General features: G+C 63.6%; 18 protein-coding genes. 10 read left to right on the top strand and 8 right to left on the bottom strand.

Features of this window, described 5'->3' with window-relative positions; translation table 11 throughout:
- Positions 1 to 187: 187 nt before the first annotated feature.
- From ACO6VM_RS26520 to lnt, 5 genes are all read left to right on the top strand, one after another.
- Complete coding sequence (locus tag ACO6VM_RS26520; RefSeq protein ID WP_422404038.1) at positions 188 to 733, top strand: tetratricopeptide repeat protein; 546 nt, start codon at positions 188 to 190, stop codon at positions 731 to 733.
- A 262-nt stretch (positions 734 to 995) separates the two neighbouring features.
- On the top strand, positions 996 to 1,994 hold the full coding sequence (locus ACO6VM_RS26525; protein ID WP_347150090.1) for a PhoH family protein: 999 nt from the start codon (positions 996 to 998) through the stop codon (positions 1,992 to 1,994).
- Entirely contained in the window at positions 1,987 to 2,460 is a 474-nt protein-coding gene (gene ybeY / locus ACO6VM_RS26530; RefSeq protein ID WP_401058064.1) for an rRNA maturation RNase YbeY, read from the top strand. The genes ACO6VM_RS26525 and ybeY overlap by 8 nt, the downstream gene beginning before the upstream one ends.
- 26 nt (positions 2,461 to 2,486) lie before the next feature.
- A complete protein-coding gene (locus tag ACO6VM_RS26535) occupies positions 2,487 to 3,326 on the top strand; it encodes an HlyC/CorC family transporter (protein ID WP_110993410.1) in 840 nt (279 codons plus the stop codon).
- Between the two features lie 8 nt (positions 3,327 to 3,334).
- A complete protein-coding gene (gene lnt, locus ACO6VM_RS26540) occupies positions 3,335 to 4,852 on the top strand; it encodes an apolipoprotein N-acyltransferase (protein ID WP_401058062.1) in 1,518 nt (505 codons plus the stop codon).
- A 64-nt stretch (positions 4,853 to 4,916) separates the two neighbouring features.
- On the opposite strand, the gene ACO6VM_RS26545 is transcribed toward lnt, so the two are convergent.
- Positions 4,917 to 5,678, bottom strand: a complete 762-nt coding sequence (locus ACO6VM_RS26545) for a YdcF family protein (RefSeq protein ID WP_401058060.1) — start codon at positions 5,676 to 5,678, stop codon at positions 4,917 to 4,919.
- 129 nt (positions 5,679 to 5,807) lie between these two features.
- Positions 5,808 to 6,122, bottom strand: coding sequence for a hypothetical protein (locus ACO6VM_RS26550; protein ID WP_125462479.1), 315 nt, complete (start codon positions 6,120 to 6,122; stop codon positions 5,808 to 5,810).
- 239 nt (positions 6,123 to 6,361) lie between these two features.
- On the opposite strand from ACO6VM_RS26550, the gene leuS reads away from it, so the two are divergent.
- The 3 genes from leuS to holA all read left to right on the top strand — a co-directional run bounded on the left by leuS (position 6,362) and on the right by holA (position 10,709).
- Positions 6,362 to 8,968, top strand: coding sequence for a leucine--tRNA ligase (gene leuS / locus ACO6VM_RS26555; RefSeq protein WP_258644442.1), 2,607 nt, complete (start codon positions 6,362 to 6,364; stop codon positions 8,966 to 8,968).
- A 61-nt stretch (positions 8,969 to 9,029) separates the two neighbouring features.
- Positions 9,030 to 9,635 (top strand): LPS assembly lipoprotein LptE, encoded by a 606-nt coding sequence (gene lptE / locus ACO6VM_RS26560; protein ID WP_401058057.1) that lies wholly within the window; start codon positions 9,030 to 9,032, stop codon positions 9,633 to 9,635.
- A 36-nt stretch (positions 9,636 to 9,671) separates the two neighbouring features.
- A complete protein-coding gene (holA, locus tag ACO6VM_RS26565) occupies positions 9,672 to 10,709 on the top strand; it encodes a DNA polymerase III subunit delta (RefSeq protein ID WP_422404039.1) in 1,038 nt (345 codons plus the stop codon).
- Between the two features lie 22 nt (positions 10,710 to 10,731).
- On the opposite strand, the gene ACO6VM_RS26570 is transcribed toward holA, so the two are convergent.
- A complete protein-coding gene (locus tag ACO6VM_RS26570) occupies positions 10,732 to 12,423 on the bottom strand; it encodes a hypothetical protein (RefSeq protein ID WP_401058053.1) in 1,692 nt (563 codons plus the stop codon).
- An 86-nt stretch (positions 12,424 to 12,509) separates the two neighbouring features.
- On the opposite strand from ACO6VM_RS26570, the gene arfA reads away from it, so the two are divergent.
- Positions 12,510 to 12,674 (top strand): alternative ribosome rescue factor ArfA, encoded by a 165-nt coding sequence (gene arfA, locus ACO6VM_RS26575; protein WP_401058051.1) that lies wholly within the window; start codon positions 12,510 to 12,512, stop codon positions 12,672 to 12,674.
- A 250-nt stretch (positions 12,675 to 12,924) separates the two neighbouring features.
- Entirely contained in the window at positions 12,925 to 14,238 is a 1,314-nt protein-coding gene (locus ACO6VM_RS26580) for a lytic murein transglycosylase (RefSeq protein WP_401058049.1), read from the top strand.
- Between the two features lie 130 nt (positions 14,239 to 14,368).
- Here the strand turns inward: ACO6VM_RS26580 and ACO6VM_RS26585 are convergent, their stop codons facing one another.
- From ACO6VM_RS26585 to ACO6VM_RS26605, 5 genes are all read right to left on the bottom strand, one after another.
- On the bottom strand, positions 14,369 to 15,307 hold the full coding sequence (locus ACO6VM_RS26585; protein WP_401058047.1) for a S66 peptidase family protein: 939 nt from the start codon (positions 15,305 to 15,307) through the stop codon (positions 14,369 to 14,371).
- 134 nt (positions 15,308 to 15,441) lie between these two features.
- Positions 15,442 to 16,458: a lipoyl synthase gene (lipA, locus tag ACO6VM_RS26590; protein ID WP_110993399.1), complete on the bottom strand. Its 1,017-nt coding sequence runs from the start codon at positions 16,456 to 16,458 to the stop codon at positions 15,442 to 15,444.
- A gap of 2 nt (positions 16,459 to 16,460) precedes the next feature.
- Positions 16,461 to 17,108 carry a lipoyl(octanoyl) transferase LipB gene (gene lipB, locus ACO6VM_RS26595; RefSeq protein WP_347150080.1) on the bottom strand — a complete coding sequence of 216 codons (648 nt, stop codon included), beginning with the start codon at positions 17,106 to 17,108 and terminating at the stop codon, positions 16,461 to 16,463.
- Positions 17,108 to 17,383 (bottom strand): DUF493 domain-containing protein, encoded by a 276-nt coding sequence (locus ACO6VM_RS26600; RefSeq protein ID WP_110993397.1) that lies wholly within the window; start codon positions 17,381 to 17,383, stop codon positions 17,108 to 17,110. The genes lipB and ACO6VM_RS26600 overlap by 1 nt, the downstream gene beginning before the upstream one ends.
- Positions 17,384 to 17,455: 72 nt before the next feature.
- A complete protein-coding gene (locus ACO6VM_RS26605) occupies positions 17,456 to 18,616 on the bottom strand; it encodes a D-alanyl-D-alanine carboxypeptidase family protein (RefSeq protein ID WP_153787725.1) in 1,161 nt (386 codons plus the stop codon).
- Positions 18,617 to 18,837 lie beyond the last annotated feature (221 nt).

Here is an 18,837-nt window from a genome sequence, read left to right on the forward strand (position 1 = left end):
GCGTGGGAGCGGGCTTGCCCCGCGATCTGGCCGGTGAATGTGACCCCTCTCACAAACACTGGCAAAATCAGCAGCCTTGGCTCGGGGTGTAGAATTTCCAGTAAAACTTTGTAAGGTTGGCGCTGCTTATCCCATAATGTGCCACCAGAGACCTTGGCCGTAGCTTTGCAGAGGTAAGTCGATCCCCATGAACCGCACCGGCCGCGCCCTGACCATGGGCTGCCTGTTGCTTCTTCAGCCCCTGCTGGCCCTGGCAGAGGGCGGTAACTCGTTGCTGATTCCAGCGACGGGCCGCTGCACGCTGAATGCCGCGCCGGAGGATCAGCAGACTGCCCTGAAGGCCTGCGAGCAAACGGCGGACGCCGGGGATGCCGAAGCACAGTACGAGCTGGGCGAGTTCTATTACAGCGGTACCCCCCGCCACCTCGACAAAGCGCTCAAGTGGTTCGAAAAGGCCTCGCTGCAGGGCCACGCCCAGTCGCAGTATCGCCTCGGTTCGATGTTCTTCCACGGCGAAGGGGTCAAGGCCAACAACGTGCAGGCCTACATCCTGCTGAAGATGGCTGCGGTCAACGGCGCCGAAGATGCACTGGACATGGCCGACGAAGTCACCGAGCAAATGCCGCGCGACGAGCTTGAGCATGCCACCCAGGTGCTCGGCCAGATCTTCCGCAAATACCTGCTGGAACTGCAGAACGCCGAAGGGCGCACCCCGTTCTCTCCCCTCCCCTGACTGCCGCCCTATCACACAGACGTAAGAAATGCCGATCAAGATGGGTCGAGGATTTCTCGTGCTCCGCCCGGCCTCATCGCGCGGCCCACGAAACTGTGCTTGGAGGCGGCCCAAAACAGGCCTTAGTGTGGGAGCGGGCTTGCCCCGCGATGGGGCCACCACGGGCACTACCGACCCTTGATCGTTTCAGTGCTTTCGCCACTGCCACTCAAGGGTTATTCTTGAGCTCACATTCATTGCCGTCGAGCGGCTAAAAACCACCTTGAACGCACCCATACAACCCCATCGCTTCATCCTCGAACCTTTCGAGGCCAACCGTTTCGCCAACCTGTGCGGCCAGTTCGACGAGCACTTGCGCCTGATCGAGCAACGCCTGGCCATCGAAATCCGCAACCGCGGCAATCAATTCGAGCTGATCGGCGAACCCAAGACCACCTCCGCCGCTGAACAGTTGCTGCGCCGCCTCTATCGCGAGGCCAAGGCCAGCGAGCTGTCGCCGGAAACGGTCCACCTCTATCTCCAGGAATCCGCGGTCGAGGACATCGGCAACCCTGCCGTCAATGAAGTCAGCGTCTCACTGCGCACGCGCAAGGGCAAAATCACGCCGCGCGGCGTCAATCAGCAACGCTACGTCAAAGAGATCCTGGCCAACGACATCAACTTCGGCGTCGGCCCGGCCGGTACCGGCAAGACCTACCTGGCTGTGGCCTGCGCCGTGGATGCGCTGGAGCGCGAGCAGGTGCGCCGCATCCTGCTGGTGCGCCCGGCGGTCGAGGCTGGCGAGAAGCTCGGCTTCCTGCCCGGCGACCTGGCCCAGAAGATCGACCCGTACCTGCGCCCGCTGTACGACGCGTTGTACGAGATGCTCGGCTTCGAACATGTGGCCAAGCTCATCGAGCGCCAGGTGATCGAGATCGCCCCGCTGGCCTACATGCGCGGCCGCACGCTCAACAACAGCTTCATCATCCTCGACGAGAGCCAGAACACCACGCTCGAGCAGATGAAGATGTTCCTTACCCGCATCGGCTTCGGCTCGACCGCGGTGATCACCGGTGACATCACCCAGGTCGACCTGCCACGCGGCACCAAGTCAGGCCTGGCCCACGTGATCGAGGTGCTCAAGGACGTACCGGGTATCAGCTTCACCCATTTCCAGCCCAAGGACGTGGTGCGCCATCCGTTGGTGCAACGCATCGTCGAAGCCTACGACCGCTTCGAAGCCCGACAGGCCCAACCCGAGGCGCGCGGCAAAGATGCTTGAACTCGATCTGCAACGGGCAACGGATGCTGCCAGCCCCGACGACGCCGCCTTCCGCCGCTGGTGCGAGCTTGCCCTGCGCCAGCGCAGCGCCGACTCCGAGATGACCATCCGCCTGGTCGACGAAGCCGAAGGCCGCGAGCTGAACCACACCTACCGGCACAAGGACTACGCGACCAACGTGCTGTCCTTCCCCGCCGACGTGCCCGACGACCTGCTGGACATCCCGCTGCTCGGTGACCTGGTGATCTGCGTCGCCGTGGTCGAGCGCGAAGCTCAAGAACAAGGCAAGTCCCTGGAAGCGCACTGGGCCCATCTGGTCATCCATGGCTGCCTGCACCTGCTCGGCTACGACCATATCGACGACGACGAAGCCGAAGAGATGGAAGCGCTGGAACGGGAATTGCTGGCGGAACTGGGTCACCCGGACCCGTACGCCGACGACGAAACCGACTCAATCACACACTGACACTGCAAGGAACACGAGTAACCGCCATGAGCGAAGACCGATCGAGCAACGGGCAAAAGTCCTGGCTGGGTAAACTGACCCAGGCTTTTGCCCATGAGCCGAAAAACCGCCAGCAGCTACTTGAACTGCTGCGCGAAGCCCATCAGAACAAGCTGCTCGACAGCGAAGCGCTGACCATCGTCGAAGGCGCCATCCAGGTCGCCGACCTGCAGGTGCGCGACATCATGGTGCCGCGCTCGCAGATGATCAGCATCAAGGCCAGCCAGTCGCCACGCGAGTTCCTGCCAGCGGTGATCGATGCCGCGCACTCGCGCTACCCGGTGATCGGCGAAAGCCATGACGATGTGCTTGGCATCCTGCTCGCCAAGGACCTGCTGCCGCTGATCCTCAAAGAGAACGGCGACAGCTTCAACATCAAGGACCTGCTGCGCCCGGCCACCTTCGTGCCCGAGTCCAAGCGCCTGAACGTGCTGCTGCGCGAGTTCCGCGCCAACCACAACCACATGGCCATCGTCATCGACGAATACGGCGGTGTGGCCGGCCTGGTGACCATCGAAGACGTGCTTGAACAGATCGTCGGCGACATCGAAGACGAACACGACGTCGAGGAAGACAGCTACATCAAGCCGCTGCCCAGCGGCGACTTCCTGGTCAAGGCACTCACCCCGATCGAGAACTTCAACGAGTTCTTCGACAGCGAATTCTCCGATGACGAGTTCGACACGGTCGGCGGCCTGGTGATGAGTGCGTTCGGTCACCTGCCCAAACGCAACGAGACCACCGAGATCGGCGGCTACCGCTTCCGCATTCTCAACGCCGACAGCCGGCGGATACACCTGCTACGCCTGACACCGATCAACCGTTAAGGACGAACATGCGCTGGATCACCCGCCCCGGCTGGCCCGGTAACCTGCTGGCCATGGTGGCCGGCGCTTCCACCCTCCTGGCCCTGGCGCCATTCGACATCTGGCCGTTGGCGCTGCTGTCCATCGCCCTGTTCTACGCCGGCCTGCGTACCCTCAGCCCGCGCCAGGCCCTGGCCCGCGGCTGGAGCTTCGGCTTCGGCCTGTATGGCGCCGGCACCTGGTGGATCTACGTCAGCATGAACACCTACGGCGGCGCCTCGCCGTTGCTGGCGATCCTGCTGCTGCTGGCGTTCTTCGCCTGCCTGGCGTTTTTCTTCGCCTTGCCGGCCTGGCTCTGGGCGCGCTGGCTGCGCCGCGACGAGGCGCCCTTGGCCGACGCGCTGAGCTTCGCTGCGCTGTGGCTGCTGCAGGAAGCCTTCCGTGGCTGGTTCCTGACCGGTTTCCCATGGCTCTACGCCGGCTACAGCCAGCTCGACGGCCCCTTGGCCGGGCTGGCGCCGCTCGGCGGTGTGTGGCTGGTGTCGTTCAGCCTTGCGCTGACCGCGGCGCTGTTGTGCAACCTCCATCGCCTGCGCGCACGCCCATCGTTCCTGGCTGTCGGCGCCGTGTTGCTGGTGGCGCCCTGGGTCGTCGGCATGGCGCTCAAGGGCCACGCCTGGACCCAGCCGGCCGGCGACCCGCTCAAGGTCGCCGCATTGCAGGGCAACGTCGAACAGGACCTGAAATGGGACCCGGCCCACGTCAACGCCCAGTTGGCGCTGTACCGTGACATGAGCTTCAGCTCAAAACCGGTGGACCTGCTGATCTGGCCGGAAACCGCGGTACCGGTGCTCAAGGACCAGGCCCAGGGTTACATCGACATGATGGGGGCGTTTGCCGCCGAGCGGCATTCGGCGCTGATCACCGGGGTGCCGGTACGGCAGATGGTCCACCACCAGCGGCGCTACTTCAACGGCATCACCGTGGCCGGTGAAGGCGACGGCCTGTACCTCAAGCAGAAGCTGGTGCCGTTTGGTGAATACGTGCCGCTGCAGGACATGCTGCGCGGGGCGATCGAGTTCTTCAACCTGCCGATGTCGGACTTTGCCCGCGGCCCCGCGGACCAGCCGCTGCTGCAGGCCAAGGGTTACCAGATTGCGCCGTACATCTGCTACGAAGTGGTCTACCCCGAGTTCGCCGCCAGCCTGGCAGCACGCAGCGACCTGCTGCTGACCATCAGCAACGACACCTGGTTCGGCACCTCGATCGGCCCGCTGCAGCACCTGCAGATGGCGCAGATGCGGGCACTGGAAGCCGGCCGCTGGATGATCCGCGCCACCAACAACGGCGTGACCGCGCTGATCGACCCGTTCGGCAAGATCACCACGCAGATCCCGCAGTTCGAGCGCGCGGTGCTGTATGGCGAGGTAGTGCCGATGCAACAGCTGACGCCTTACCTGCAATGGCGTTCGTGGCCGCTGGCGATTGTCTGTGCATTGCTGCTGGGTTGGGCGCTGCTGGCCGGGCGGATTGCCAAGACTGTCTGATAGCGCCTGTACGGGCCTCTTCGCGGGTAAACCCGCGATGAGGCCGGCACCTGCGGTGCAAGAATCAGTAGAACACCCGATACCCCACCAGCCCCACCGCCTCGTTCAATAACTGCCCGCTCTGCCAGATCGCCCGGCTTTCCGGGAGCAACCCCGCAAACGGCCGGGCATGATCGCGCCCGAGGAACCCCACCGGCGCCGGCACCACTTCGAAGCCGGCACGCTCAAAGCTCCAGCGCGAGCGCTGCATGTGCCAGGCCTGGGTCACCAGCACCACACGGCGGATCCCCAGCGGCTGCAGGACCTGCGCGCTGAGCGCGGCGTTCTCCCAGGTGGTATGGCTGGCCTCTTCCTTCCAGGTGACCGCAACACCAAAATCTGCCTGCAGCCGCTCAGCCATCAACTGCGCCTCACTCGGCGGCGTGCCATAGTGCAGGCCGCCGCTGGTCAGCACCGGCAACCCGGACGCCTTGGCCAGTTGCGCGGCATAGCGCATGCGTTCCAGGGCCAGGTAGGAAGGTTGATCACTGCCACCCCAGGCCGGATCGCCTCGATCACGCCCGGCGCCGAGCACCACGATGGCATCGGCACGGCTTGCCAGGCTCGCCCAGCTCTGCGGCGCCAACGCAGGTTCCGTTTCCAGCTGCCGGGCCGCCTGCTCCACGACCAACGGCAGGCTCATCAGCCACAGCCCGCCCAGGCCCAGGGCAAAGCACGCAGCCGCCAGGCGCGGCCGACGCCGACGCCACCACCAGGCCGCCAGCAGCAACAGCAGCAGTACGCCCGGCGGCATCAGCCATTGTTTGATGAAAAAGCGAATCGGCATCGCACACCTCCATGGAAGGCATGCAGCCTAAGAGGAACGGCGCCGGGCCTCAAGGGGAGGTCGACGCCGATCACAGTGTGGGTGTTGAAGAACCGGCGCGTGAACACGTGCGCCTGCAAACCTGAACGGCTATCGGGATGGCTGCGTCCTGGATCTTGCTGGAGCAGTGGCGCGTTTTCGATCCTTGAGCCAGATAATCCTGGCCGAGGATGGTTCCGGTTGCGGGTAGGCACCGGCGCTGGCATGGCGACCTGCCGGGAGTGACTCCAGGTAGGCCTTGATCACCTCGAACTCGGCGTGGCTCAGGCCACGCAATTCCAGTTCGGCAGGCATCTCGTCGCGCAATCGTACCGAGGTTCTGGCCACTTCCAGTGCCAGGCCCAGGCGGTCGATCAGGCGTTCGTAAAGCTCCGGTTTGCTTGCAGGTAGTTGCGACTCTCCCATCCGTTCACCTCATTGAAGGTAAGAATATCTCCCCCCACAAATGAGCTTAGCGTTGTCATGAAAAGCAGCTGCCCGCCGCGACCAACGGCCCGCGCGGCGGGGGATGCAATCAGGGTTTCCCACGATGCGCGGCGCTCATGTATGCTACGGCGTTCACTCTATCGACACCGGAGTGCCGGTCGCAGCGAGGTTCCGCTGCCTGGAAACAGGGTCCTTTCTCTCTCAGTTAAAAAGTAGCCATGCACGAACAATACACGCCCCGTGATATCGAAGCCGCCGCCCAGAAGTTCTGGGACGAGCAACAGTCGTTCGCTGTTACCGAACAGCCAGGCAAGGACACTTACTACTGCCTGTCGATGTTCCCGTACCCGAGCGGCAAGCTACACATGGGGCACGTGCGCAACTACACCATCGGCGACGTGATTGCCCGCTACCAGCGCATGCTGGGCAAGAACGTCCTGCAGCCGATGGGCTGGGACGCCTTCGGCATGCCGGCGGAAAACGCGGCGATGAAAAACAACGTCGCCCCGGCCAAGTGGACTTACGAAAACATCGACTACATGAAGACCCAGCTCAAGAGCCTGGGCCTTGGTATCGATTGGGCCCGTGAAGTCACCACCTGCAAGCCGGACTACTACCGCTGGGAACAGTGGCTGTTCACCCGCCTGTTCGAGAAAGGCATCATCTACCGCAAGAACGGTACCGTGAACTGGGACCCGGCCGACCAGACCGTGCTCGCCAACGAGCAGGTCATCGACGGCCGTGGCTGGCGCTCGGGCGCGCTGATCGAAAAGCGCGAAATCCCGATGTACTACTTCCGCATCACCGACTACGCCGACGAGCTGCTGGAAAGCCTCGACGAGCTGCCGGGCTGGCCTGAGCAGGTCAAGACCATGCAGCGCAACTGGATCGGCAAGTCGCGCGGCATGGAAGTGCAGTTCCCGTACGACCAGGCCAGCATCGGCCACGAAGGCACGCTGAAAGTCTTCACCACCCGCCCCGACACCCTGATGGGCGCCACTTACGTCGCCGTCGCCGCCGAGCACCCGCTGGCCACCCAGGCCGCCCAGGGCAACCCGGCGCTGCAGGCGTTCATCGACGAGTGCAAGAGCGGCAGCGTCGCCGAAGCCGACATGGCCACCCAGGAGAAGAAGGGCATGGCCACTTCCCTGCTGGTCGAACACCCGCTGACCGGCGAGAAACTGCCGGTGTGGGTCGCCAACTACGTGCTGATGCACTACGGCGACGGCGCCGTGATGGCCGTGCCGGCCCACGACGAGCGCGACTTCGAGTTCGCCCACAAGTACAACCTGCCGGTAAAGGCCGTTGTGCGCACCAGCGCCGGTGACGAAGTTTCCAGCGAATGGCAGGCCGCCTATGGCGAGCATGGCCAGCTGATCAACTCCGGCGAATTCGACGGCCTGGACTTCGCCGGCGCCTTCGACGCCATGGAAGCCGCCCTGATCCGCAAGGACCTCGGCAAGTCGCGCACCCAGTTCCGCCTGCGCGACTGGGGTATCAGCCGCCAGCGCTACTGGGGCTGCCCGATCCCGATCATCCACTGCCCAGCGTGCGGCGACGTGCCGGTGCCGGAAGACCAGCTGCCGGTCACCCTGCCGGAGAACGTGGTGCCGGACGGCGCCGGTTCGCCGCTGGCGCGCATGCCCGAATTCTATGAATGCACCTGCCCGAAATGCGGCACCGCGGCCAAGCGCGAAACCGACACCATGGACACCTTCGTCGAGTCGTCCTGGTACTTCGCCCGCTACGCCTCGCCGAACTACGACAAGGGCCTGGTAGACCCCAAAGCTGCCAACCACTGGCTGCCGGTCGACCAGTACATCGGTGGCATCGAGCACGCCATCCTGCACCTGCTGTACGCGCGTTTCTTCCACAAGCTGATGCGCGACGAAGGCCTGGTCACCTCCAACGAGCCGTTCAAGAACCTGCTCACCCAGGGCATGGTCGTCGCCGAAACCTACTACCGCGTTGCCAGCAACGGCGGCAAGGACTGGTTCAACCCGGCCGATGTCGAGATCGAGCGTGATGCCAAAGCCAAGATCATCGGCGCACGCCTGAAGACCGACGGCCTGCCGGTGGAAATCGGCGGCACCGAGAAGATGTCGAAGTCGAAGAACAACGGCGTCGACCCGCAGTCGATGATCGACGTCTACGGCGCCGACACCTGCCGCCTGTTCATGATGTTCGCCTCGCCGCCCGACATGAGCCTGGAATGGTCCGACTCCGGCGTCGAGGGCGCGAGCCGCTTCCTGCGGCGTGTCTGGCGCCTGGCCCAGGCCCACGTTGCCCAGGGCCTGCCAGGCAAGCTGGATGTCGCCTCGCTCGACGACGCACAAAAAGTCATCCGCCGCGCCATCCACGCGGCGATCAAGCAGGCCAGCACCGATGTCGGCCAGTTCCACAAGTTCAACACCGCCATCGCCCAGGTGATGACCGTGATGAACGTACTGGAAAAGGCCCCGCAAGCCACCGCCCAGGACCGTGCCCTGCTGCAGGAAGGCCTCGAAGCCGTGACCCTGCTGCTGTCGCCGATCACCCCGCACATTTCCCACGAGCTGTGGAAGCACCTGGGCCACGACCAGGCCGTGATCGACGCCGGCTGGCCGGCCGTTGACGAAAGCGCGCTGGTGCAGGACACCGTCACGCTGGTGGTACAGGTCAACGGCAAGCTGCGCGGCCAGGTGGACATGCCTGCCGCCGCCAGCCGCGAGGAGATCGAAGCGGCCGCCCGTAACAACGAGAATGTCCTGCGCTTCACCGATGGCCTGACCATCCGCAAGGTCATCGTGGTACCGGGCAAGCTGGTCAACATCGTCGCCAATTGATGGCAACGCCCGTCCGCGCACGGCGCGGGCGGGCGTATTCGGCCCACGAGGGAGCTACAACATGATCAAACGCAATCTGCTGGTAATGGGCCTGGCCGTACTGCTCAGCGCCTGTGGTTTCCAGCTGCGCGGCACCGGCACCACCGAACTGACCGTCAAGGAGCTGGACCTCAGCGCCCGCAACGCTTATGGCGAGACCGTCAAGCAGTTGCGCCGCACCCTGGAAAGCAACGAGGTAAGGGTATACAGCGGTGCGCCGTACAAGCTGGTACTCACCAACGAACAGGAAACCCAGCGCGCGGCGACCTACAGCGGTGGTAACCGCTCGGCGGAATACGAGCTGACCACGGTGCTGAACTATGCCATCGAAGGCCAGAACGACACCGTGCTGCTGGAAGACAAACTGCAGGTGCAGCGCTACTACGTGCACAACGGCAACAACATCACCGGCTCCGGCCAGGAAGCGGCCCAGGTCCGTCAGGAAATGCGCAGCGACCTGGTACAGAGCATGATGGTCCGCCTGCAACAGCTGACCCCGGAACGTCTGGCCGACCTGCAGCACAAGGCCGACGAACGCGCCAAAGCCGAAGCCCAGGCACTGCAGGAAGCACAACGCGTCCGCGACGAGACGCCCCAGCAGTCCCCGCTGGAAGTCCCGGCCAACTGAGCCTGAACGGGGTGCCCCGGCACCCCGCCTTTCGCCATGAAACTGTCCCCAGCCCAACTCAACAAACACCTGCAGGGCCAGCTGGCGCCTGTGTACATCGTCAGCGGCGACGACCCGCTGCTGTGCCAGGAAGCCGCCGACGCCATTCGTGGCGCCGCGCGCCAGCAAGGTTACGACGAGCGCCAGGTGTTCAGCGCCGACGCCAACTTCGACTGGGGCAACCTGCTGCTGGCCGGTGCCAGCCTCTCGCTGTTCGCCCAGCGCCGCCTGCTGGAGTTGCGCCTGCCTTCGGGCAAACCTGGCGACAAAGGCGCAGCCGCACTCATCGAGTACTGCGCCAACCCCGCCGAAGACACCTTGCTGCTGATCAGCCTGCCCAAGCTCGATGGCAGCGCGCAGAAAACCAAGTGGGGCAAGGCACTGATCGAGGGCGGCCACTGCCAGTTCATCCAGATCTGGCCGGTGGACGCCCAGCAGCTGCCACAGTGGATCAACCAGCGCCTCTCACAGGCCGGCCTCACAGCCCAGCGCGATGCGGTCGACATGATCGCCGCCAGGGTCGAAGGCAACCTGCTGGCCGCCGCCCAGGAAATCGAAAAGCTCAAGCTGTTGGCCGATGGCAACCAGATCACCGTCGAGACCGTGCAGGCGGCGGTTGCCGACAGCGCCCGTTTCGATGTGTTCGGCCTGGTCGATGCCATCCTCAACGGTGAGGCCGCCCATGCCCTGCGCATGCTCGAGGGGCTGCGCGGCGAAGGTGTCGAGCCGCCGGTAATCCTCTGGGCCCTGGCCCGTGAACTGCGCCTGCTGGCGGGGCTGGCCCAGCAGTTCAGCCAGGGGGTGCCGCTGGACAAGGCCTTCAGCCAGGCCCGGCCACCGGTGTGGGACAAGCGCCGGCCGCTGGTGAGCAAGGCCCTGCAACGCCTTTCGGCGCAGCGTTGGGCCATGCTGTTGCAGGATGCCCAGCGCATCGATGCGCAGATCAAGGGCCAGGCCCAGGGTTCGCCCTGGACCAGCCTGGCGCGTCTGGCGCTGTTGATGGCCGGGCAGCGATTGACGCTGCCGGCAGAGTAAACGACCTGCCCTCACCTCTTCGTCAGTACCCTTGGTCTTCCCGGCGATAGCTGAATGCCTGCTCAGCCACACCGAAGTCCACGCGCACGACCGGTTTTATAAGACTGGCGGAGCTACGGAACAAGTCCTGCTGTATCTGCTTCGCCTGCCCGAGTGCAGCTGCGCCACCCGCAGCGGTGTAAAAGATCGCATCCAGTGGCAACTGGTCGGGGATGTTCTGCGCCCAGGCATTGAGCAGGATTTCGTTGTACCCGTAGTTGGGGTTTTCCGTTCCGATGATCAACTGGGCTCGCCCATCGATCGCGAGCATGAAACTGTCGGGCTCGATCGCCAGGCTGCACTGATGATGCAAGCGCTGCCAGGCCGGACTTGCAGGCACTTGTCGAAAATGCGTGCCAAGTGCCGTCAGATCATTGATGTTCATCGACGCGCAAGGACCACTGTCGGCAGGGTAGCTACCTTCCGCACCACAGCCTTGGAGCGTGGCGCGGCCCCATGTGTTGGCGTCAGCCATGAAAATGCAAAGTGGTGCGATCGCTACCAGGCCGCCTGGCGTGTACCCCAGATGGTCGAAAAGCAGCCCCTGCGGGTAGAACAGTTTTAACGTCTTGATGTCCGCCCTCAAGTACGAGAATGGAACCGCATCCTTGGGATTGGTGTTCGGATTCGGGTTCCAGACATGAAATGCAGTACTGTACTGCGACGCACGCGCCAGCACCCCATTGCAATACACCGGCGCACGGCCGTCGGCGCACTGCCGGGACTTGTCCGCGAAACGGGCGTTGAGCCGCTCGGCTACCTGCCAGCCATCCTCCTGGTCCTGGACGCGCTGGCTGAAACGCTCGGTCGGCGGCCTGGCGAAGTCCAACCTGACGATTGGCAGCGACACCCCAGTCTTCACGCTATAGGCGTGTCGCATCATTTGGGCATTGATCAGGCTACCGGGCTGCCTGGCGTTATAGAAGAACGCTTCGACAGGCAACTGCTCTGGCGCATTCACATCCCAGGTCGGAATCAACATTTCATTCAAGTAGGTGTTGGCCAGGCTAGCCAGTGAGCCTCGCACCTTGAGACTGGTCATGAACTGACTGGCATCGTGGGTACTCAATGAGCACTGGTTACGGGGATTCGAGCCGAACCGCTGAAAGTTTTGTATCCACAGCTCAGGCGTCACCGCCGGAACGAGCAACCCGGCACAGGTACTTTGATCAACGCTCGAACTCGCCGAACGCGTCGCAAAGCCGCAGCCATTCTGCGGTCTGCCGGCATTCTGCGTACCGGCGATGAAGGGGTAGATGCAGCGCGGCTCGAACCAGGCCTTGCCTTGCTGCTGGGCCGTGTTCCGGTCCATGAAGATGAAGCCACTGGCATCCGCGATTGAAGTCGTCGCATCAGCGCGCAGGTAGGAAAACGTGACAGAACCCAGTGCCGCTGCCGCGCTGCTGTGCTCCCAGAAGCTGCTCGAGCTCGAGCGCCTGATCAATACACCGGAGCACTCGTATGCGGCCCCACCGCCACTGCAACTCTGTGCCGTGTCCATGTAACGCGCGTTGAGGCGGGCCGCGACATCTAGCACCCTCGATGGCTGCGATGGCGCTGGAGGGGGTGGCAAGGGCTCATCGACACGCGGCCCGATACAGCCACTCAAGCCCAGGATAATGAACATCGCTAACAGGGGGGCGAAGTTTGGCTTTGCTGATGTTGTGATGTTCATCGTCGCCTTCCTCACATAGTTTCAATCAATTGGCTCGGTAGACCAGGAATGGCTTAATCTGCCCGCCCTACTCGAGAGGTATCGAAATGACCAGGAAAACCAAGAAACATCCGCCCAACAAAGCCAAGTCGATCATCGCCCAACCCCTGTTCCGCTGCCGTCAGGAAAGACCGGAAAAGGGCAAAGGCAGCTACCGCCGCGAAGCCTTCCAATCGAGAGATTGGGAGGCTTCTTGCTTAATGGCCGCCTGAAATGGCTGTTCGACGGACACGCGAACGAACTTCGAAGTTGTCCGGCAAACTTCACTGATACAACGGTCATTAAACTTACTGACGATACGCAACATATAAAACGTCGTATCCAGGCACAACTGACAGTTCTGTCAGTTGACAGTCACTTGATCAAACGCACATCGATACGATTGCTCACATGCATAATTTTCCGGTCGACCCGGCAGCCATGGTAAGGTTCAGGCCTGACCTGTAAGCCTTGGACCTGTGCATGCTTTCCAGCCTTTCCCACCGCTGGCCCCCCCGCCAGCTGATCGCAGCCACCAGCTTCGTCCTGCTCGTCGCCTGCGCCGAGAAACCCACCGCCGCCGACGCCCTGCCGCTGGCTCCCGCCCAGCCCGCCCCCGTGGTGACGCTGCCCGGCACCAGCGCCGACACCAGCACAGAAATCCAGCCCCTGCAGACCTTCGCCCAATGGCAGGCGGGTTTCCGTCAACAGGCCCTGCAAGCCGGCATCAACCCGAGCCTGTTCGACCGTGCCTTCCTCGGCGTCACCCCTGACATGGACGTGATCAAGGCCGATCGCAGCCAACCCGAATTCACCCGCCCGGTCTGGGAATACCTGGACGGCGCCCTGTCGCCACTGCGCGTGCGCAACGGCAAGAAGCTGCTGGAGCAGAACGCCGAGCTGCTGACCCGTATCGAGCAGCGCTACGGCGTCGACCGCCAGGTGCTGGTGTCGGTGTGGGGCATGGAGAGCAACTTCGGCCAGTTCCAGGGCAGCAAATCAGTGATCCGTTCGCTGGCCACCCTGGCTTACGAAGGCCGTCGCCCGCAATTTGCCCAGGACCAGTTGATCGCCGCCCTGCAGATCCTGCAGAACGGCGACATCCAGCCCGACGCCATGCGCGGCTCCTGGGCCGGGGCCATGGGCCAGACCCAGTTCATCCCCACCACCTACCTGACCCACGCCGTGGACTTCGACGGTGACGGCCGCCGCGATATCTGGAACAGCACCGCCGACGCCCTGGCGTCGACCGCGCACTACTTGCAGGCGTCTGGCTGGAAACGCGGCCAACCCTGGGGCTTCGAAGTGCAGGTACCTGCCGGCTTCGACTACTGGCTGGCCGACGGCAGCCAGCGCAAGAGCGTCAATGAATGGCTGCAACTGGGCGTGAAACTACCGACGGGCACCCAGCTGCCGGCCAACAGCAGCCAGCTGTCCGCCGCCCTGCTGCTGCCGGCTGGCGCTCGCGGCCCGGCGTTCCTGGTGCTGGACAACTTCCGCGCGATCCTCAAGTACAACAACTCGTCGTCCTACGCACTGGCGGTCAGCCTGCTGGGTGATCGGTTCTATGGCTGGGGCTTCATCGCCGGTAGCTGGCCGAAGGACGACCTGCCCTTGAGCCGCAGCGAGCGTATCGAGCTGCAGACCCTGCTAAACGCCAGCGGGCACGAGGCGGGCAATCCCGATGGCATCATCGGCGCCAACACCCGCAAGGCCATTCGCAATGCGCAGCAAGCGCAGGGCTGGCCGGCGGATGGCTATCCGACCCACAAATTGCTGGATAGCCTGCGCCGCTGAATCCGTTGATGCCTATCGCGGGGCAAGCCCGCTCCCACGCACCGCCACTCCCACGTACCGGACTGCCCTCTGGGGCAGCCTACGCAGGATTGGATAACTGGCGTGGGAGCGGGCTTGCCCCGCGATGGTCTTATGCCCTGAACAAGGGCTGCGCCAGGCTCAGGCACTGAAGCGTGCTGTCGAGCGTCACCCGCGCCCCCATCGGCAAGCACAGGTTCGGATCACAATGCCCGCTGCGCCAGCCGGCCAGCACCGGCACCCCGAGCGGGCCGAATGTATCCAGCAGCAGCGGCGTCAGCGCTGCAACCGTCACCCCGGCAAAGTCCCCCACCAACACACCCCGCAGGCCTTGCAGCTTGCCCGCCAGGCGCAGCTGGGTCAGCAGGCGGTCAACCCGGTACAGCGGCTCGTTGACGTCCTCGATGAACAGGATGGCGCCTTGGCTATCCAGTTCGGCCACCGTGCCCAAGGTGGCACCGAGCATCGACAGGTTGCCCCCCACCAGCCGCCCGCTCGCCACGCCCGGCACCAGGGTCGTCAACGGGTAGGCCGCCGGGTGAACAATGGCATCACCCTCCCCCAGCCGCCCACCCAGCTGCTCGAACAGTGAGCTCACCGTCGGCTCGAGCTTGCCCCCCAGCAGGTCGGCATTAAGCATCGCGCCGTGGAAGGTGATCAGCCCGGCATGCCGATTGAGCACCGTATGCAACGCAGTGATATCGCTGTAGCCCACCAGCGGCTTGGGGTGGCGACGGATCAGGTCGAAGTCCAGCCGATCCAGCAGGCGCATGCTGCCGTAGCCGCCACGCATGCACACAATGGCGTCGATGTCCGGAGCCTGGAAGGCATCGTGCAGGTCTTGCAAGCGCTGTTGGTCGCTACCGGCCAGGTAACCATCGGTCAGGTTCACACCAGGATAGAGCCGGCATTGGTAGCCACGGTCGCTGAACCACTGAAGCGCTTTGTCGGCGTCCAGCCGGGCAGGCCCGGCCGGGGCGACAATGGCGAAGCGCGCATTGGCCGGCAAGGCCCGGGGCAGTGGTGAGCCGAGCGTTTCAACACAATTCATCGAGCAACTCCTTGCAGTATCAGGTGCGCCTGACTGGCTGGCACTCACGCACCTGGGCATGGGGAATACCCCCACAAACAAAAATGCCGATGCCGCCTCTCGGCGCGCATCGGCATGTTCAGCTCAAGCCCGCTTCAGAGCTTGATCTTGGCTTCGTGAGCCTGCTGGTCGGCGTGGTACGAGGAACGTACCAGCGGGCCGGAAGCGACGTTCTTGAAGCCCATCTTGTAGCCTTCCTCGGCGAACCAGGCGAAGGTGTCCGGGTGCACGAAGCGCTGCACCGGCAGGTGGCTGCGCGACGGCTGCAGGTACTGGCCGAGGGTGAGCATGTCGATCTCGTGCTCACGCATGCGGTGCATGACCTCGATCACTTCCTCGTCGGTCTCGCCCAGGCCCAGCATCAGCCCGGACTTGGTCGGTACGTGCGGCACCATCTGCTTGAACTTCTGCAGCAGGTCCAGCGACCAGTCGTAGTCCGAACCCGGGCGCGCGGCCTTGTACAGACGCGGTACGGTTTCGAGGTTGTGGTTGAACACATCCGGCGGGGTCTGCGCGGTGATTTCCAGCGCCACGTCCATACGGCCACGGTAGTCCGGCACCAGGGTCTCGAGCTGCACACCCGGCGACAGCGCGCGGATTTCGCGGATGCAGTCGGCGAAGTGCTGGGCACCGCCGTCACGCAGGTCGTCGCGGTCCACCGAGGTGATCACCACGTACTTCAGGCGCAGGTCGGCGATGGCCACGGCAAGGTTCTTCGGCTCGTCCAGGTCCAACGGCTTCGGCCGGCCATGGCCGACGTCGCAGAACGGGCAGCGACGGGTGCAGATGTCACCCATGATCATGAAGGTGGCGGTGCCACCCGAGAAGCATTCACCCAGGTTCGGGCAGGAGGCCTCTTCGCACACGCTGTGCAGCTTGTGCTTGCGCAGCAGCTGCTTGATACGGTCGACTTCCGGCGAAACCGGGATGCGTACGCGAATCCAGTCGGGTTTCTTCGGCAGTTCTTCGGTGGGGATGATCTTCACCGGAATGCGCGCCACCTTTTCGGCGCCGCGCAGCTTCACGCCGGCTTCGACTTTCTTGGGCGCGGGGCGCGAGGTGACGTCTTGCGTCGGGATCAGGTTCGGCACGGCTTCTTGCACAGTTGTCATATTCAGTCGATTCCGCCCGTGAGGGTCGTCTGCTCAGCGTAGTCGAGGTGCTTGACCAGCTGTCCGCGCAGCCTTGTCCTGACCTCGTCGAGTTCGATCGGGCCTGCCAGGTCGCGCAGCTGGGTCATCGCCAGCCCCGCATACCCACAGGGGTTGATTCGGCGGAATGGCGCAAGGTCCATGTCCACATTCAGAGCAAGGCCGTGGAAGCAACGACCGTTGCGGATTCGCAGGCCAAGGGAGGCGATTTTCGCTCCATCGACATAGACGCCAGGGGCATCGGGCTTGGCGGCAGCCTGCACGCCGTAGCTGGCGAGCAGCTCGATCAGCGTCTGCTCGATGCGGCTGACCAGTTCACGCACACCAAAGCCCAGGCGGCGCACATCCAGCAGCAGGTAGGCGACCAACTGGCCGGGGCCGTGGTAGGTCACCTGGCCGCCGCGATCGGTCTTCACCACCGGGATGTCGCCAGGCACCAGCAGATGCTCGGCCTTGCCAGCCTGGCCCTGGGTGAACACCGCCGGGTGTTCCACCAGCCAGACTTCGTCCTGGGCATCCGGGCCACGCGCCTCGGTAAAGCGACGCATGGCCTCCAGCACCGGTTCATAGGGCTGCAGGCCAAGCTCGCGGATACCGAGGCATGTGCTCATCACAGCACCATTTTCACGATGCCGGTGGCACGCAGGGCACTGTTGATGTCGTGCAGTTGATCTTCGCTTTCGGCAATGATGTGCAGTTGCACCGTGGTGTACTTGCCTTCCTTGCTCTGGCGCTCCGCCAGGGTGGCCAGGTCGACCTTGGCGTACTTGCTGAGGATCTCGATCACGGTGTCCTTGAAACCGACCACGGTATCGCCGATCACTTTGATCGGATAGTCCTCGCAAGGGAATTCGATCTTATGCGACTTGACGTCTTCTTCGCTCATTGCGGGATGGCCTCGTAAGCCGTGGCAACAGCAACGCCCCCGCCTGGTTCACGGGGGCATGCAGGTCACGTATCAGTTGAACAAACCATAGAAGAACAGGCGGATGCTGTCCCACATACGGCCGAAGAAACCAGCTTCTTCCACGCCATCGAGGGCGATCAGGTCGGCGCTGTGAATCACTTTCTCGTCCAGTTTGACTTCCACTTTGCCGATCACGTCACCTTTGGCGATCGGAGCGGTCAGTTGCGGATTCATGCTCATCGAAGCCTGCAGGCGTTTCAACTGGCCTTTAGGCATGGTCATGGTCAGGTCGTTGGCCAGGCCGGCTTTGACCTGATTGGTCGCGCCTTTCCATACCGGGGCCTGGGTCAGCTCGGTGCCCTTCTGATAGAAGGTCTGGGTTTCGAAGAAGCGGAAGCCGTAGGTCAGCAGCTTTTGCGTTTCAGCGGCACGCGATTGCTCGCTGTTGGTGCCGAACACCACGGCGATCAGGCGCTGGCCGTCACGTACGGCGGAGGCGACCATGCAGTAGCCTGCTTCGTCGGTGTGGCCGGTTTTCAGGCCGTCGACGGTCTTGTCGCGCCACAGCAGCAGGTTGCGGTTAGGCTGCTTGATGTTGTTCCAGAAGAACTCTTTCTGCGAGTAGATGGCGTAGTGCGCAGGGTCTTCGTTGATGATCGCGCGTGCCAGCAGGGCCATGTCGTGGGCCGAGGAGTAGTGCTCCGGGTTCGGCAGGCCGGTCGGGTTCATGAAGTGGCTGTTGCCCATGCCCAGGTCGGCGGCAGTCTTGTTCATCATGTCGGCGAAGGCGTCTTCGCTGCCGGCGATGTGCTCGGACAGGGCCACCGATGCGTCGTTGCCGGACTGAATGATGATGCCGTGCAGCAGGTCGCTGACGGTCACCTGGGTGCCGACCTTGATGAACATGCGCGAACCGCCGGTGCGCCAGGCGTTCTCGCTGACGGTCACCGGGTCGTTCTCGCCGATCTGGCCACGACGGATGTCGAGGGTGGCGATGTAGGCGGTCATCAGCTTGGTCAGGCTGGCTGGCGGCAGGCGCTCGTCACCGTTGTTCTCGACCAGCACGTTGCCGCTGGCCGCGTCCATGAGTACATAGGACTTGGCGGCCAGTTGCGGTGGTGCCGGCATCATCTGCTCGGCCGCGAAGGCGACAGGCGTGATCAGCAGCAGAACAGGCAGGCAAAGTCGTTTGGCAAGGTTGGTGATGTTCATCCGTCTCTCGTAAATCGCTAATGGTCTGATGTTCCGCGGGCCACATCGTGTGCCCGGCGCCCCGTCAGTCTAGTTTTATGGCCGATGGCCTGGCCCGCAAAAGTGCGACCTAATGCCGCTGCGGGCAAAAGCGGGCATTGTACATGGCAACGCCCGGCAATTCATGAACAAACCGACAGGTCGGCGCTTTGATTCATCGCGGGGCAAGCCCGCTCCCCCGC

The sequence above is a fragment of the Pseudomonas sp. GZD-209 genome, assembly GCF_049310485.1.
Taxonomy (GTDB): Bacteria; Pseudomonadota; Gammaproteobacteria; order Pseudomonadales; family Pseudomonadaceae; genus Aquipseudomonas; species Aquipseudomonas sichuanensis.

Excerpts from the sequence above, each read along its gene's own strand:
- ACO6VM_RS26550 (WP_125462479.1), bottom strand. The coding sequence starts at position 6,122 with ATGGGAGAGTCGCAACTACCTGCAAGCAAACCGGAGCTTTACGAACGC.
- ACO6VM_RS26585 (WP_401058047.1), bottom strand. The coding sequence starts at position 15,307 with ATGAATTGTGTTGAAACGCTCGGCTCACCACTGCCCCGGGCCTTGCCG.
- ACO6VM_RS26580 (WP_401058049.1), top strand. The coding sequence starts at position 12,925 with ATGCTTTCCAGCCTTTCCCACCGCTGGCCCCCCCGCCAGCTGATCGCA.
- ACO6VM_RS26545 (WP_401058060.1), bottom strand. The coding sequence starts at position 5,678 with ATGCCGATTCGCTTTTTCATCAAACAATGGCTGATGCCGCCGGGCGTA.
- lnt (WP_401058062.1), top strand. The coding sequence starts at position 3,335 with ATGCGCTGGATCACCCGCCCCGGCTGGCCCGGTAACCTGCTGGCCATG.
- lipB (WP_347150080.1), bottom strand. The coding sequence starts at position 17,108 with ATGAGCACATGCCTCGGTATCCGCGAGCTTGGCCTGCAGCCCTATGAA.
- ACO6VM_RS26600 (WP_110993397.1), bottom strand. The coding sequence starts at position 17,383 with ATGAGCGAAGAAGACGTCAAGTCGCATAAGATCGAATTCCCTTGCGAG.
- ACO6VM_RS26520 (WP_422404038.1), top strand. The coding sequence starts at position 188 with ATGAACCGCACCGGCCGCGCCCTGACCATGGGCTGCCTGTTGCTTCTT.
- lipA (WP_110993399.1), bottom strand. The coding sequence starts at position 16,458 with ATGACAACTGTGCAAGAAGCCGTGCCGAACCTGATCCCGACGCAAGAC.
- arfA (WP_401058051.1), top strand. The coding sequence starts at position 12,510 with ATGACCAGGAAAACCAAGAAACATCCGCCCAACAAAGCCAAGTCGATC.
- ybeY (WP_401058064.1), top strand. The coding sequence starts at position 1,987 with ATGCTTGAACTCGATCTGCAACGGGCAACGGATGCTGCCAGCCCCGAC.
- ACO6VM_RS26570 (WP_401058053.1), bottom strand. The coding sequence starts at position 12,423 with ATGAACATCACAACATCAGCAAAGCCAAACTTCGCCCCCCTGTTAGCG.
- holA (WP_422404039.1), top strand. The coding sequence starts at position 9,672 with ATGAAACTGTCCCCAGCCCAACTCAACAAACACCTGCAGGGCCAGCTG.
- ACO6VM_RS26535 (WP_110993410.1), top strand. The coding sequence starts at position 2,487 with ATGAGCGAAGACCGATCGAGCAACGGGCAAAAGTCCTGGCTGGGTAAA.
- leuS (WP_258644442.1), top strand. The coding sequence starts at position 6,362 with ATGCACGAACAATACACGCCCCGTGATATCGAAGCCGCCGCCCAGAAG.
- ACO6VM_RS26605 (WP_153787725.1), bottom strand. The coding sequence starts at position 18,616 with ATGAACATCACCAACCTTGCCAAACGACTTTGCCTGCCTGTTCTGCTG.
- lptE (WP_401058057.1), top strand. The coding sequence starts at position 9,030 with ATGATCAAACGCAATCTGCTGGTAATGGGCCTGGCCGTACTGCTCAGC.